Annotated in this window: 13 protein-coding genes; 8 read left to right on the forward strand and 5 right to left on the reverse strand. The window is 59.6% G+C overall.

Annotation, left to right across the window (positions count from 1 at the left end):
* A partial coding sequence (locus Q1A00_RS12805) for a CHAT domain-containing protein (protein WP_299757184.1) occupies window positions 1-2,416 on the reverse strand: 2,416 nt, incomplete at its 3' end.
* 581 nt (window positions 2,417-2,997) lie between these two features.
* Here Q1A00_RS12805 and argC point away from each other — a divergent pair.
* Window positions 2,998-3,996 carry an N-acetyl-gamma-glutamyl-phosphate reductase gene (argC, locus tag Q1A00_RS12810; RefSeq protein ID WP_298483095.1) on the forward strand — a complete coding sequence of 333 codons (999 nt, stop codon included), beginning with the start codon at window positions 2,998-3,000 and terminating at the stop codon, window positions 3,994-3,996.
* A 129-nt stretch (window positions 3,997-4,125) separates the two neighbouring features.
* Here argC and Q1A00_RS12815 read toward each other — a convergent pair whose 3' ends face one another.
* From Q1A00_RS12815 to Q1A00_RS12830, 4 genes are all read right to left on the reverse strand, one after another.
* Window positions 4,126-5,232: an ABC transporter ATP-binding protein gene (locus Q1A00_RS12815; RefSeq protein WP_298405628.1), complete on the reverse strand. Its 1,107-nt coding sequence runs from the start codon at window positions 5,230-5,232 to the stop codon at window positions 4,126-4,128.
* A 53-nt stretch (window positions 5,233-5,285) separates the two neighbouring features.
* Window positions 5,286-6,302 carry a LacI family DNA-binding transcriptional regulator gene (locus Q1A00_RS12820; RefSeq protein WP_298405630.1) on the reverse strand — a complete coding sequence of 339 codons (1,017 nt, stop codon included), beginning with the start codon at window positions 6,300-6,302 and terminating at the stop codon, window positions 5,286-5,288.
* A gap of 429 nt (window positions 6,303-6,731) precedes the next feature.
* Window positions 6,732-7,712 carry an alpha/beta hydrolase gene (locus Q1A00_RS12825; protein WP_298405975.1) on the reverse strand — a complete coding sequence of 327 codons (981 nt, stop codon included), beginning with the start codon at window positions 7,710-7,712 and terminating at the stop codon, window positions 6,732-6,734.
* A complete protein-coding gene (locus Q1A00_RS12830) occupies window positions 7,702-8,526 on the reverse strand; it encodes a ParA family protein (protein ID WP_298405977.1) in 825 nt (274 codons plus the stop codon). Before Q1A00_RS12830 ends, Q1A00_RS12825 begins: the two co-directional genes overlap by 11 nt.
* 219 nt (window positions 8,527-8,745) lie before the next feature.
* Here Q1A00_RS12830 and Q1A00_RS12835 point away from each other — a divergent pair, with 219 nt between their 5' ends.
* From Q1A00_RS12835 to Q1A00_RS12865, 7 genes are read left to right on the forward strand one after another with little or no spacing between them, the layout of a single operon-like run.
* Window positions 8,746-10,251, forward strand: a complete 1,506-nt coding sequence (locus Q1A00_RS12835) for a Ppx/GppA phosphatase family protein (RefSeq protein WP_298482796.1) — start codon at window positions 8,746-8,748, stop codon at window positions 10,249-10,251.
* Between the two features lie 50 nt (window positions 10,252-10,301).
* A complete protein-coding gene (gene nrdR, locus Q1A00_RS12840) occupies window positions 10,302-10,778 on the forward strand; it encodes a transcriptional regulator NrdR (RefSeq protein WP_298405979.1) in 477 nt (158 codons plus the stop codon).
* 20 nt (window positions 10,779-10,798) lie between these two features.
* Window positions 10,799-11,698: a restriction endonuclease gene (locus tag Q1A00_RS12845; RefSeq protein ID WP_298405980.1), complete on the forward strand. Its 900-nt coding sequence runs from the start codon at window positions 10,799-10,801 to the stop codon at window positions 11,696-11,698.
* Window positions 11,699-11,704: 6 nt separating this feature from the next.
* A complete protein-coding gene (gene fabG, locus Q1A00_RS12850; protein ID WP_298405981.1) occupies window positions 11,705-12,457 on the forward strand; it encodes a 3-oxoacyl-[acyl-carrier-protein] reductase in 753 nt (250 codons plus the stop codon).
* Window positions 12,457-13,824, forward strand: a complete 1,368-nt coding sequence (gene accC / locus Q1A00_RS12855) for an acetyl-CoA carboxylase biotin carboxylase subunit (protein ID WP_298405983.1) — start codon at window positions 12,457-12,459, stop codon at window positions 13,822-13,824. Before fabG ends, accC begins: the two co-directional genes overlap by 1 nt.
* A gap of 18 nt (window positions 13,825-13,842) precedes the next feature.
* On the forward strand, window positions 13,843-14,292 hold the full coding sequence (nusB, locus tag Q1A00_RS12860; RefSeq protein ID WP_298405984.1) for a transcription antitermination factor NusB: 450 nt from the start codon (window positions 13,843-13,845) through the stop codon (window positions 14,290-14,292).
* A 30-nt stretch (window positions 14,293-14,322) separates the two neighbouring features.
* Window positions 14,323-14,571, forward strand: coding sequence for an acyl carrier protein (locus Q1A00_RS12865; RefSeq protein WP_066785478.1), 249 nt, complete (start codon window positions 14,323-14,325; stop codon window positions 14,569-14,571).
* Window positions 14,572-14,662 lie beyond the last annotated feature (91 nt).

Raw genomic sequence — 14,662 nt, forward strand, 5'->3', positions numbered from 1 at the left:
ACAGGCTCCGAGCGAGGGCAGGGCGGAAGGCGTCCGGCTGGGCCGCGGTCAGGTTGCGAAAGAGATCGACCGCTTCTTCCGTTGCCGCCAGCGCCTCCGCGTACCGCCTGACCGCCGCCAGATGCTTACCGAGGTTCGACAGGCTCGTAGCGAGGGCAGGGCGGAAGGCGTCCGGCTGGGCCGCGGCTAGGTTGCGCAAGAGATCGACCGCTTCTTCCGTCGCCGCCAGCGCGTCTGCGTACCGCCCGACCGCCGCCAGATGCTCACCGAGGTTCGCCAGGCTCCGAGCGAGGGCAGGGCGGAAGGCGTCCGGCTGGGCTGCGGTCAGGTTGCGCAAGAGATCGACCGCTTCGGCCGTTGCCGCCAGCGCCTCCGCGTACCGCCCGACCGCCGATCGAGCGTAGCCAAGCCTACTCAGTGCCTGCGCTCGTTGCGCCGTATCCGGCGCCAAGTCAGCCATTGTCCGGTAGAGCGGTTCTTGGATCGACCGGAGCGTCAACGTGTGATCTGGCGCCGGCAGGACGCGAGCCAGTTGGTGCAGGAATCTCAGCCCTGCGTCAGCATCACGCGCTGCATCAATCAGTGGCGCGAGGTTCAGCAGCGCGGCTTCAAGCAGTGCATCCGACTGCGTGTCTTCCCCCAAACCTGCCAACCAGTCACTCCATGCGGGCAACGTGGCAGCGTGTCGCTGCTTCCGTTCGGCGTCGCGCAGGGGCCAGCGCTGCGCTGCGTAGCCGGCTGCAGTCGGGTGCCAGCGCCACACTTGCCGCATCGGGTCGAAATCGGCGATAGCCGCACTGCGCAACGCCTCGATACCGTCATCGCCTGCTAGTGTACGCAGCGCAGCTTCAGGTACCCATCCGGCCGGGAAGAGCGGTAGTGCGCTCCACGCACGTTCGCCTGCGGCACCGGTTCGCTCCGCACTCCATGCATAGACTGCTTCTACCTGCGCTGCGAAATCTCCGGCGCGGCTGCGGACTTCGGCCAACAGCGCCTGCCGATCACGCCGGCGTGCGCGCGTCACAATCTGGGTGATCAGCAGCGGGTGTCCGGCAGTGGCGCACGCAATCTCTTCGGCATCGCTACCGGTCAGCGGCACCCCCTTGCTGCGCGCTATCTCCGAGGCATAGTGAACGGCATCGTCTTCGCGCAATCCTTCGTACAGCGACAGCGCCCAACTATGCGGCAACTCCTCCAACGCTTCAGGCACCGAACGCAGCGCAATGATCGCCGCGCTCGGTCCGCCCAATCGCCCCACGAAATCGCTGATGATCGCTAGTTCGTTGAGCGGCAGGGTTTCGAGGTTATCGAGTACGAACAGCGTCGCGTAGGTGCGTGCGTGGCCAAGCAGTGCGTCAACGACGCGCCGGTGTAGCGGCAAGGTGGATGCCTTAGTGCCGTCTGGCGGCACTGCGCTCCCGTCGGTCAACCCCGGCAAGCGCAGCGCATTGGCCAGAAGGAGCAGCAAATCGATTGCACACGTCGTTCCCCTTGCTTCGGCATAGGCAACGCCGCCGGGAAACCGCCATGCATTGCGGTGCGCCGCTTCGAGCGAGAGGCGACTCTTACCAATACCCGCCGGGCCGGAGATGACGATCACCTTCGGTGGCTGGTCGAGTTGGCGGGCAAGCGTGACAAGTTCCACCCCGCGCCCGACGAAGCCGATACCGGTCTCGGCAGGAAGGTTGCCAAAAGGACGGGCATCGTGAATAAGCGCCTCGCCGCGCTCCAACTTCCCAAAGCACAGATCACCATCGCCAAGCATCACCACTGTATGAGTAGTGATGGTACGTTGCGCACGGGCCATTGCCTCGCGGAGCGGATAGCCGTCGGTCAGATCGGTGTAGAGCATGCGGGCAAAAGCAATCGCCTCGTCGTCGCGCACGCGCTGCGGGTGGCCTACAACGGCGCGCGCGAGACCGGTATTGAGCAGCGCCTGTGCCGCCGACTGCGTCTCGGCAGCAGTCTCACAGGCATTGAGCACCACGAGGTCGAGCGGTTGGGGCGGGCGGATCATCGCGAGCAGGTCGGCGGCGGTCACAGCGTGCGTTTGCCCGTAGTCATCTTCCAAGATCAGCCCCTGCGCCCACGCATGGCCGCTGATGTGCAGCACATGCGGGAAGAGGCCTTGGTTGGCCACACGGGGAGACAATTCGCGCCGCAACGTTGCGAGGGTTGGCGGTGTCAAGCGAGCAAGGAGAATGGGGGTGTGGGCATCGCTAACAGCGCGTACCAACCGCTCCCACTCGGCGCGCAGGTTAAGGTGTGCAGGCGAACGATCCGGGTGATGCGGATCAAGGACCGGTGCGGCAAAAAGGGCGGCAATGCGCAGCATTTGGGCCGGGTCGCGCCTGATCGAACGCGCTTGTGCTGCTGCCTGATCGAGCTGAGCGAGGTCATTGGTAGGAGAAGTCATAGCTGTGCATTTGTCGATCTTTGATCATTGACGGATATTGTATTGAAGTCTAAGAAGAATGGCAAGTGAGGTGGTATCCCATCACCCCAGTCCTTGCCCCAACGGGTAGCTACTGTCGTTGCGCAGACGCGGAGCGCTTGAAGAAATCTCTGGCTTGCTATAGGGCGGAATGGATTCCGCCCTACGGGAGACACATGGCAGTGTATTCCTGCGGCGTTAATACTCCTCAACCTTTGGGCTGATGAAACACTAACATGGCTATGCTATGCTGATCATGGCGCATCGATAATGTCCGATGACCGCTCACCCGCCGGGTTTCACCGGCTTGCGGCTGCGTGAAGCAGCGTGTGCGCTCAATGCCTTCTCCGCTGAACCGTTCGATGCGCCGGGGAGAAGCGTTGCGCACAGGTGTTCGGTCGTCTGCGAGAGGAGTAATGGGTATGTTTACTCGGATTCTGAACTTCTTGCGCCGGCTTGGCCAGATTCACCCCGCCGTGATCGCCATCGCGCCTGACCGCACGTGGTAAGTAGAGTACAATGGAGCGAGTAGGGTATTCGTTCGTTGTACGAGGAGCGCACCAATGGCCCGTGTCGGTATTTATGGCGCAACCGGATACACCGGGATCGAGTTGCTAAAGCTGCTCGCCCGTCATCCAACGGTAGAAGTTGCCTTTGCTACCGCTCGTTCAGCAGCCGGGCAGCGCCTCAGCGAGGTCTTCCCGATTGTGAGCGATCTGCGGCTCACTGCGGCGGAAGAGGTCGATCCGGCGAGTGTTGATGTGGTCTTCACTTGCCTTCCCCATAACACCCCCGACTTGATCCCGATTGTGCAACGTGCGCTGGTTACTGGCGCGAAGGTGGTCGATTTTTCCGACACGTTTCGCATTGCCGACCCCGCAGTCTACGCAGCGCGACGCGGTAAGCCGCATCCGGCGCCGGACTTACTTGAGTTGGCGGTGTACGGTCTGCCTGAACTGCACCGCGAACGCATTCGTCAAGCCCGCTTGGTGGCGAATACCGGTTGCTATCCGTTGACGGCCATTTTGCCGCTGGTGCCGTTGGTGCGCGCCGGTTTCCTTGCTGATCCCACGGTTATTGTTGATAGTAAGTCGGGTGTTTCCGGGGCCGGTCGTTCGCTATCATTGAAGACGCATTTTGGCGAGACCCACGAGACCTTTAGCGCCTATAATGTTGGCCGCGTCCATCGTCATCTGGCCGAGATGGAACAGGAGACTGGGCTGCACATTATTTTTGCCCCTCATCTGCTGCCGGTCTTCCGTGGGATTCTTTCAACTATTTATGTCAATCTTAAGTCAGAAGTTGACGATACGGCGCTCGCTGCGGTGTACGCCGATGCGTATGCCGCTGAGCCGTTCGTTCACGTCTTGCCGGCTGGGAAGTTGCCGGAACTGCGCCACGTGCAACACACGAACTATGTGGTGATTGGGCATCAGATGGTCGAACCGGGCCGCGCAATCGTGGTCGCGGTCGTTGATAATCTGGTGAAGGGTGCAGCCGGGCAGGCTGTGCAGAATATGAATCTGATGTTGGGATTCGCTGAAACGACAGGGTTGTTATAGTCTACCCCCCACCTCCTGCCCCTCCTCCACATAGGGGTATTCCCCCTCTCCCACAAGGGGAGAGGGGGAAAAAGGGCATAGCGGGCTTGTTCTCGGTAAGCCGCACGGCAGTGCGGCTGTGTCGTCAGATTACGTCAACGCCTTTTCAGTTTCGCGGTCGAAGATATGCATCTTCTCCATATCGAAGACCACATCGATTGTATGGCCGGTGCGTGCGTTTGAGCGCGGGTCGAAGCGGCCAATGAACTCTTTGCCACTGTTCTCAACGTAAGCGTAGATCTCGGATCCCATCGGCTCAACGACATTGACGGCGGCACGCACTTTGGCCCGCTCATCAACGCCACGCGGTACATAGTGAGCGTCGTGCAAGTCTTCGGGGCGAATACCGAAATAAACGCTCTTGCCAATGTGGCTGCTGACGTGATCGAGCTTGCTAGCCGGCACCGGCAAGACAAACTCTTTGCCTACCACCACGCTCACCCCGCCGTCGGTGCGCTCAAGCTTCGCCTCAAAGAAGTTCATTGCCGGGCTGCCAATGAATCCGGCCACAAACATATTCACCGGGTGATCGTAAAGGTTCTGCGGCGTGTCGATCTGCTGCAAGATGCCATCGCGCATGACAGCAATGCGTGAACCCATCGTCATCGCCTCGGTTTGATCGTGGGTCACGTAGATGAAGGTGGTCTTGAGGCGCTGGTGGAGTTTGCTAATCTCGGCGCGAGTCTGCACGCGCAACTTGGCGTCAAGGTTCGAGAGCGGCTCATCCATTAAGAAGACGGCGGGGTCGCGCACGATGGCGCGGCCAAGGGCAACGCGCTGGCGCTGGCCGCCAGACAGAGCCTTGGGCTTGCGGTCAAGCAAGTGGGCGATGCTGAGCATCTCGGCAGCTTCCTTCACCCGCCGGTCGATCTCGGCTTTGGGCACGCGGCGGAGCTTAAGGCCGAAGGCCATATTGTCGTAGACGCTCATGTGTGGGTAGAGCGCGTAGGACTGGAAGACCATCGCGATGTCGCGATCCTTGGGCGGGATGTCGGTCACATCGCGGTCACCGATGAAGATGCGCCCTTCGGTGACCTCTTCCAATCCGGCGAGGCAGCGCAGTGCGGTTGATTTACCACAACCCGACGGGCCGACCAGCACCAGAAACTCGCCATCGGCGATGTCGAGGTCGAGATTCTTGAGCACGGTGACTTCGCCAAACCGTTTCCATACGTGATCATACTTAATCGAGGCCATTGGCAACACTCCTTTGCTGGGCGAGTTTGCGCTCGCCGATTCATGCTCTATTCTCAACCGGCTGCGCGCGGCGCAGCGGTGGAGTGACGGACAATCAAACGCACCGGCAGCAGCGTAACCGGTGGAACGGTGCGTCGTTCGATTAGGCCAATCAGATGGCGGGCGAGGGTCGCACCTAGCTCGCGGCGCGGCGCGCGCAGGGTCGTGAGCGGCGGATAGGTATGCGCCGCCAGTGGTAGATCGTCACACCCCATCACCGAGACATCTTGCCCAACGACCTTACCGGAGTCGCGCAGAGCATGCATTGCGCCGAATGCTAGCGTATCGGTTGCGGCTAGTACAGCGGTAGGCGGTGTCCGAGCCGCTAGTAGCTCTTGCATTGCTGCTACGCCATCGTCTTCACTGGTACCAGCTTCGATCACCAAAGTAGCATCGCGACGTAGACCAGCAGCGTGCAGCGCAGTCACATAGCCAGCGTAGAATGGCTCGCTGATGCTGAGGTCTGACGGCACTGTGAGCAAGGCAATGCGGCGATGACCAAGTCGGATAAGATGCTGGGTGGCTTGTTCAGCACCGGCGCGGAGATCAAAGCCAACGATTGGACAGGCGACGCCGTTGGTTGGCGCGCCGATGGCAATCGTTGGAATGTGAGCGTTGGTCAGTAATGCCGGGCGTTCATCATCGATATGCAGATCGAAGAGGATAAGACCATCGACTCTGCCGCTACGGGCAAGGCGTAGATCGAGTTCGCCTTCAGCTTCGCTATCGGTAGGTGCAGCGATCAAGAGGCAGTAACCGGCAGCCGTGGCTGCTTCACTGAGACCGGCCAGAATCTCGGCGGTGGCTGGGTCGGCAAGCCGGCTCGCAATGCCGGGGGCGACGACACCGATGGTGTGCGAGCGGGTGCGGAGGGCGCGGGCGCTGTAGTTGGGTTGGTAGCCAAGCTCGGCTACGGCGGCCAGTACGCGTGCACGAGTGGCGTCGCTGACAGTGCCGGTGCCGTTGAGCACATACGAGACCGTTGCGGTGGAGACTTGCGCGCGCCGTGCGACATCTTTGATGGTGGCCACAGCTCTTACTCCGCTTTAAACGTTTAAGCGGTTAATCGGTTAAGCAAAATATAGCACGTGACTGTCACGCTGTCAAGGCAATCAATATGGCCCTCCCTCTTTTCTACCCTTACCCTAGCTCGCTTCTCATAGAGCGGAATTTATTCCATTCAACAATTCAGAGCGAAATGGCCCCACCCCGGCTTCTCCTCCGTGTCGGTGAATGGGGCTACTGTCATTGTGCAGGCGCAGATCGCTCGCAGCAATCTCTGGCTGCGAGGAGACGAGGTGAATAGATCCCGTTCCTGTCAATCTGCTGGATGCCGGAGGTGCCTCCACCCCCGACCTCTCCCCCACGTGGAGATGTCTGTCATTGCGCGGGTGTGCAGTGATCGCAGTAATCGCCCGCAAGCACGCGGCACATCCCTGCTGGGGAGAAGGGAGATGGGGTCACGCCATTATCATCTCGCGTACTAGCCGCTGACACTCAACCGGATGCTCAATTGGTGGTAAATGACCACAAGCAGGGATCAATTCCACTTTTGCCGATTCGATAAATCCTGCTGCTGCCTGCACATCGGCAGGACGGATGATCCGGTCGTCTTGTCCGCTGATGAGCAACGTAGGGGCTTTGATCGCCTGCAACCGGCGCTTCAGTGTCGGATCGGCAGGCATTGTCTGCATTGTAACGTACATTCGGCTATCAGCACGCGCATGGTCGGACAGATACGCATCCCAGCATGCCGGATCAGCCGGTGGCCCGGCCAGCAGCCACGCCGCCATCAACTGATTGGTTAATGGAGTCCCGACTGCCCAGCCCGTCCACGTATTGATCAGGGGACGAGCAAGGCCGAGGAAGACATCGAATGGGGTGCGAGTGAGGGCGAGAGTGAGCGCATCAGGGGTACTAGGCCGTACACCAAAGCTGACGAGAATCAGTTGACTTACCCGTGCCGGATGAGTTGCTGCGACTATCGCTGCCACACCGGCACCCAGTGCGTGACCAAGCAGATCAAATCGACGCAGTCCTAGTGCATTGGCGAACGCAATGATCTCATCGGCCAGCATCGCTAACGTTGGAGCGCTACTCCGCGCCGGTGACTCACCGCAACCGGGCAGATCGATAGCGTAGCCGGTACGGATGTCTGCCAGACCGTTCAACACATCACGCCACAAATGACCGGATGCGCCAACGCCATGCACTGCTATCAATGGTGGCCCTTCACCGATACGGCGATAACGCAATGGGCCATTCACGGTACGCACCGTTGCTATTTGCATGGTGGTTGCTGCTGTTGAGAGCCGTAGCCCGTGTCCGCGCACAATCGTATCACGTTCCGGCAGAGGAGACTCAGCAGCTTGATCGGCAGAGGACACCGAGATGCGCAATCCGCGTCCACGCCGGATCGATTCGTTTGTTTCATCGGCCATACTGTTCCTCCAATTCGGTTGCCAAGGCGGCATACGCCTGCGCGCCAGCGCTCTGTGGGGCAAAGGTCGCAATCGACGCGCCGGCTGCCGGCGCTTCAGCCAACCGGATGTTGAAAGGAATGACCGTCTTGAAGACCAGATCGCCGTATTGTGCCCGCACTTGCTGCTCGATCTGCTGGCTCAAGTTGGTGCGCCGGTCAGCCATTGTACAGACAATCCCGCCGATCCGTAACGGCGGATTAATCTCGCGCACCAACGCGATCGTCGCTTCAAGCGGCGGTAGGGCGCGCAAGGCGTAAGCGTGCAGTTGCAGCGGCACCAGCACCATCTCGGCGGCGGCCAGCGCATTGAGCGCAAACAAGCCGAGGCTCGGCGGCGGATCGAGCAGAATGTAGTCGTACTGACTCTGGGCGGCGCGCAAGGCCTTGCGCAAGAGCAATTCGCGCCCTACCCTCCCGGCCAATTCGAGTTCGGCTCCGGCGAGATCGAGCGAGGCTGGAATGAGATCCAACCCGTCGCTGAGGGTGCGAGTAGCGAAAGCGCTCCCGTGTTCAGGGTTGAGCAAGACTTCGTAGACGCTGTATTCCAACCCCGCCGGGTCAACTCCAAGCCCTTGCGTCAGGTTAGCCTGCGGGTCGAGATCAACCAGCAGCACCCGTCGCCCGCGCGCCGCCAACATGACCCCTAGATTCAGCGCCGTCGTCGTCTTGCCGACGCCGCCTTTTTGCATTGCCAACGCGATCGTGCGCGCCATAATCTGCACCATGCCATGCATCATTCCCAACACCATTGATTGTACCGTCCAAAGTAACATAGAGAGCCTCACGGCGGTGCAGCTCTTGGGCGCCGCCCCACCCCCCGCCCATGCCGCGCCGAAGGCGCTGCTGAGTCGTGGTCCCTATGTTGTCATTTGACAGCATCCCCGCCTCATTCCATAATCCTTATGCAGCAATCGCAACGTGCCGTTGCGTTGAATGGCAGAGCTGTCTTTCCGAGCGACTCACAGCCTCGCCTAACCGCTAGGACTACCACTATGAAAAAAATCGGCGTGATCGATCTCGGTTCCAACACCACACGCCTGATTGTGATGGCATACGAGCCGGGCTACAGCTTCCGGCTCACTGATGAGGTGAGCGAAACCGTGCGCCTCGCCGAGGGGATCGGCCCGTCGCGCATGCTCCAGCCGGTGCCAATCCGGCGGGCGGTTGAAGCCCTGCGGATGTTCTATTCCCTCTGCCTATCTACCGGTGTTGATCAGGTGATCGCGGTCGGTACTAGTGCCATCCGCGAGGCGGCCAACCAAGCCGAGTTTTGGGCCGCCCTGCGCGCGGCCACGCCGCTCGATCTGCGTATTATTTCGGCGGAGGAGGAAGCCTACTTTGGCTATCTGGGCGCGATCAATGCCTTGCCGCTGCAAACCGGTGCTCTCTTCGATACCGGCGGCGGTTCGACACAGGTCATGGCGGTTTACGATCGTTCGCTCACCCGCAGTTTCTCGGTACAGGCCGGCGTCGTGCGCTTTACCGAACAATTTGTGCAGAGCGACCCCATTAGCCGCGCTGACCTTCGCCGGCTGCGCGAAGCCGCCCGCGCCGCCTTTGCTCCGCTCGATTGGTTGCCCGACCTGCACCACGGCAAGTTGGGCGGGATGGGTGGCACGGTGCGCCAATTGGCCCGGATTGACCAAAAGCAGCGTAACTACCCGCTCGAACGGGTGCATGGCTATGTACTAACCCGTGAAGCGCTCGAGCGGATGATCGATGAACTGGCCCGCCGTCCGCGCCGTGAACGGCTCCAAATTCCGGGCATGAAAGAGGAGCGGGTGGATGTGACGCTGGCCGGCGCGGTCATCATCGCTACCTTAATGGATCGTGGCGGCTTCTCCAGCTTGCTGGTCAGCGGCCAAGGCGTGCGCGAAGGCATTTTCTACCAACACTTTCTCGCCGACCAGCCGCAACCGCTCCTGGCCAATCCACGTCGGTTTAGCGTGCTTAATCTGGCCCGGCTCACGCACTATGAACCCGAACACTGCGCCCGTGTCGCTCACCTCAGCCAGTCGCTCTTCGATCAACTAGCCCCCTTGCACGGCTACGGCGCGTGGGAGCGGGAATTGCTTGGGTATGCCGCCATCTTGCACGATGTAGGCGTGAGTGTCGGCTACTACGACCACCACAAGCACGGCGAGTATCTGATTCACAACGCCACGCTGCTTGGTTTCAGCCACCGCGAAATTGTGATAATCGCCAGTCTGGTGCGCAACCACCGCAAAGGCTGGAGTGGCCCGGCCCCCTATGCGGCGATTGTCACCCCGGATGATGAAACGCGCATCGCCCGCCTCAGCGCAATGCTGCGGTTGGCCGAGTATCTTGAACGCAGCAAGAGCCAGATAGTGCGCGATGTACGGGTGCAAATCGGTGAAGCGATTACGATTGATATCATTGCCGATGGTGATGCCCACGTCGAAATTTGGGAGGCTACTCGCCGCAGTGGCCTCCTCCGCCGTAGTTTCGGACGCGAGGTGCAGATCAGGGCGGCATAAGCGTGTGCTATAATGCGTGTTAAAGACACTTGAAGGAGTAGACATCGTTCATGCGGTGCCCGTTCTGCCACTTTCCAGAGACCGATGTGATCGATACGCGCAAACTCTACGAGGGCGAGGTGATCCGGCGCCGGCGCAAGTGCCGCGCCTGTAGCCGTCGCTTCACCACCTATGAGCGGATCGAATCGGTGAGTCTGATGGTGGTTAAAAAGGATGGCACCCGCGAACCCTACGATCGCGAGAAGATCGCTCGCGGTGTGCGTACGGCCTGCTATCGCCGCCCCGTATCGGCGAACGCGATCGAACAATTGGTAAACGATGTCGAGGCGATGGTCATGGCAACCGACGAACAAGAGATTAGCTCGCAGGTAATCGGTGATGCGGTCATGCGCCGGTTACGCGATCTTGATGAAGTCGCCTACATCCGGTTCGCTTCGGTCTACCGCGCATTCACCGACATCGGCAAATTGCGTGAAGCGGTTGATGAATTATTGGAACGCGAAGGCGATCGCAATGGCCGTCCATAATTGACAATGTAGAGGATTCTATGAGCGTCGAGACGACACCGCAGCCGGTGTCAGAACCAACAGCGAAGCCGTCTTTCCTCCAGCGCCTTGCCCATTCATTTCGCTCGATTGAATGGGTACAAGTGCTACTGGTTGGCCTTCTTACCGCCATTGCGTGGTGTTCGCTCTTTTTGGCCAACAACATTTTGCAGATTCTCGCAGGGGTGGTGCCGGTGCTGGCCGGCATCTATCTGGGCCGCAAGGTGCGCGGCGAGTATCTGGCCAATGGCCTTGCCCTCGGGGTAGTAACATTTCTCTTTGGGCTGGCCATTATGGCCGGGTACGGGTTGGTTGGTCAAGCCGGCATTGCCCCGATGCCGGTGATTCAGCTCGATCCTGATCAACCAGCAGCACCGGCCACGTTGATAGATCTGATCACGATCTACTTTATCTTCTCGGCGTTTGCTTTGATCCCCTTCCCTGCATTCGGCACCGTGATGTCGGGCCGGGCCGAAGAACGCAACCGCCAGTTGCAGAAGGAGATCGCCGAGCGTGGTGGCCGCCTCGAACGCCCCAACGTGGTGCGCACGCTCGAAGACTTGCAAGGGTTGTCGCTGCCCCAGTTTGGCTCGTATGTCCTTAATCTCTTTCGCAAGAAGGGGTTTGAGTTCAAAGATTATCGCTTTATCGACAAGGATAAGCACCTTGATCTCGAACTGACCTACGAAGGTGTTACATATCTACTCCGGCTGTCGGTTGCCGATAAGGTGCGGCCCGGTACGCTTGAAAGCCTGTTGCAAGATATGAAGCGGATGGGCATTCCGAAAGGGTTGGTCATTACGTCAACTGAGTTCACGCCCGATACCGTCAAGGCGGCCAGCGGGCGACGCAATGTACTCATTATTGATGGGGCGACGTTGTTTGCAATGGCAGAGGGGTAAAAGAGCATGCTGCTTGATCTGAGCGGGCGGGTTGCGATTGTCACCGGCGGCAGCCGCGGGATTGGCCGCGCTACCGCCGAACGGTTGGCAGCCAGCGGGGCGACGGTCGTGGTCAATTACCGTGGCAATGCTGCGGCGGCCGCGGCAACCGTGGCGGCTATCACTGCTGCCGGCGGCAAAGCGATAACCGTGCAGGGTGATGTGAGCCAACCGGCTGATGTCGAGCATTTGGTGAAAACAACATTGGAACAGTTTGGTCGGATCGATATTCTGGTCAACAATGCCGGCATCACCCGCGACAATCTGCTCTTGCGAATGAAGGAGAGCGATTTCGATGAGGTGATCGCAACCAATCTGCGCGGTGCCTTTCTCTGTACTCGCGCGGTGCTGCGCCCGATGACCAAGCAGCGCTTCGGCCGGATTATCAATATCACCTCGGTGATTGGGTTGATTGGCAATGCCGGCCAAGCGAACTACGCTGCGGCCAAGGCGGGAATCATCGGCTTTACTAAATCGACTGCGCGCGAGATGGCAAGCCGTGGTATTACCGTCAATGCAATTGCTCCCGGCTTTATCGAGACTGAGATGACCGATGCCCTCAACGAAGAGACGCGCAAAGCCATTTTGGCAACGATCCCCCTCGGCCGGTTCGGCCAGCCGGCTGAAGTGGCGGGATTAATCTGTTTTCTGGCCTCTGATGCCGGCGCATATATCAGCGGGCAAACGCTGACAATCGACGGCGGGATGGTGATGTCCTGATGATTCGCAAAGTGTTAGTGGCTAACCGCGGCGAAATTGCCGTGCGTATCATTCGGGCTTGTCAGGAGTTGGGTATTCGTACCGTTGCGGCGTACAGTACTGCCGACCGTGATTCGTTGGCAGTACGACTGGCAGATGAAGCAGTTTGTATCGGGCCACCGCCACCGGCGAAATCGTACCTCAACGCGCCAGCGTTGATTAGTGCGGCGCTAATCTCAGGCTGTGATGCAGTGCATCCCGGTTACGGCTTTCTCTCGGAAAACCCGTATTTTGCTGAGATGTGCGCTGACTGCAATCTGATCTTCATCGGACCGCCGCCTGAGCCGATCCGCTTGATGGGTGACAAAGCGATTGGTCGGGAGACGATGCGCAAAGCGGGAGTGCCTACCGTCCCCGGCTCCGATGGCGAGATTCGTTCATTCGAAGAGGCGATCGATATTGCCCGCCAGATCGGCTATCCGGTATTACTCAAGCCGTCTGGTGGTGGTGGTGGGCGCGGTATGCGCGTGGCGTATGATGAAGCCGATTTGCAACGTGCCTACCCCACCGCTCGCGCTGAAGCCGAGGCCGCCTTCGGCAACGGCGCGCTGCTGCTGGAAAAGTACCTCACCCGCGTGCGCCACGTCGAGATTCAGGTGCTGGCTGACCAGTACGGCCACGCGATCCACCTCGGCGAACGCGACTGTTCGGCCCAACGCCGCCACCAAAAGATCGTTGAGGAAGCGCCATCGCCGGTTGTTACGCCAGAATTGCGCGCCCGTATGGGCGCCGATGCGGTGCGCGGTATCCAGTCAATTGGTTATGTCAATGCCGGCACGCTCGAATTTCTGCTCGATGAGCAGGGGAATTACTATTTCATCGAGATGAACACGCGCATCCAAGTCGAGCACCCGGTGACCGAACAGGTGACTGGCGTCGATTTGGTGCGCTGGCAGTTGCTGATCGCCAGTGGCGAACGCTTGACGCTGCGGCAGGAAGACATTACAATAGCGCGGCACGCGATTGAGTGCCGGATTAACGCCGAGGATCCGGAGCGTGACTTTTTGCCGGCCAGCGGCGAAGTGGAATTTTATCTACCACCCGGCGGCCCCGGAGTACGAGTTGATTCGCACCTCTACTCAGGGTACGCGCCTCCCGGTAACTACGACTCGTTGCTGGCAAAAATTATTACGTTCGGCGATACTCGCGATGAAGCTCTGAACCGGATGCGGCGAGCACTCAATGAGTGTGTGATTACTGGGATCAAAACAACCATCCCGTTCCAATTGGCGTTGATCGATGATCCGGATTTCCGGGCGGGACGGATTCACACTGGATATGTGGCCGAACTGCTGCGCCAGTGGAAGGAGTCACTCAATCCGGCATAGGCCAGTGGCGGGATGCGTATGGGGAGGGCGAGATTGGCCAGTCAGCGGCATCGAGTGCGGATCGCAGCCTTGCAGATCCTGTTTGAAGTTGATGAAACCGATCACGCGATTGATCAGGTGCTCGAACGCCGGCTTGCCGATGAACCAATGCCGCCTGAGAGCGCCGAGTTCTTGCGCCGCCTCGTCTTTGGCGCATGGGAGCACCGTTCGTATCTCGACCGGATTATCGAAGAAGCGGCACCGAACTGGCCGGTTGCTCAGATGCCCGGCGTTGATAAGGCGGTGCTGCGGATCGCTCTGTTTGAGCTGCTCATTGATGATATTGAGCGGACGCCGATGAAGGCAGTGATTAATGAGGCGGTCGAACTGGCCAAACAGTTCGGCAGTGATAATTCCAGCCGGTTTGTAAACGGCGTGCTCGGCACGGTAGTTATTCGCTACCTTGCCGAGCGCGACGATGGGGAATAGCCGTCTTTGAAAGGAAGGAACACAACCAGTATGGCTTCGCCTGAGATGGAGGAGCGCCTGCGCAAGATTATCGTGGATCAGCTCGGCGTTGATGAGGCGCAAGTGGTGCCGAGCGCGTCGTTTACGAAGGATCTGAATGCAGACTCGCTCGATTTAGTTGAGCTGATTATGTCGATTGAGGAAGAATTCGGCGTCGAGATCCCCGACGAAGAGGCGGAGAAGATCCAGACGGTCGCCGATGCGCTGAAATACCTCGAAACCCATCAGAGCAACGAGTAGCAGTGAGTTGATTTCGGATTGTAAGGCAAGGATACGCGGCGGGTAAAACGACCCGCCGTTGTTTGTTTGCGGGTCATTGCCCCAGATGAGC

The organism is uncultured Chloroflexus sp. (genome assembly GCF_938091255.1).
GTDB lineage: Bacteria > Chloroflexota > Chloroflexia > Chloroflexales > Chloroflexaceae > Chloroflexus.

Coding starts and splice junctions, on each gene's coding strand:
- Q1A00_RS12835 (WP_298482796.1), top strand. CDS start 8,746: ATGAAAAAAATCGGCGTGATCGATCTCGGTTCCAACACCACACGCCTG.
- fabG (WP_298405981.1), top strand. CDS start 11,705: ATGCTGCTTGATCTGAGCGGGCGGGTTGCGATTGTCACCGGCGGCAGC.
- Q1A00_RS12865 (WP_066785478.1), top strand. CDS start 14,323: ATGGCTTCGCCTGAGATGGAGGAGCGCCTGCGCAAGATTATCGTGGAT.
- accC (WP_298405983.1), top strand. CDS start 12,457: ATGATTCGCAAAGTGTTAGTGGCTAACCGCGGCGAAATTGCCGTGCGT.
- Q1A00_RS12845 (WP_298405980.1), top strand. CDS start 10,799: ATGAGCGTCGAGACGACACCGCAGCCGGTGTCAGAACCAACAGCGAAG.
- Q1A00_RS12815 (WP_298405628.1), bottom strand. CDS start 5,232: ATGGCCTCGATTAAGTATGATCACGTATGGAAACGGTTTGGCGAAGTC.
- Q1A00_RS12825 (WP_298405975.1), bottom strand. CDS start 7,712: ATGGCCGATGAAACAAACGAATCGATCCGGCGTGGACGCGGATTGCGC.
- Q1A00_RS12830 (WP_298405977.1), bottom strand. CDS start 8,526: ATGTTACTTTGGACGGTACAATCAATGGTGTTGGGAATGATGCATGGC.
- argC (WP_298483095.1), top strand. CDS start 2,998: ATGGCCCGTGTCGGTATTTATGGCGCAACCGGATACACCGGGATCGAG.
- nrdR (WP_298405979.1), top strand. CDS start 10,302: ATGCGGTGCCCGTTCTGCCACTTTCCAGAGACCGATGTGATCGATACG.
- nusB (WP_298405984.1), top strand. CDS start 13,843: ATGGGGAGGGCGAGATTGGCCAGTCAGCGGCATCGAGTGCGGATCGCA.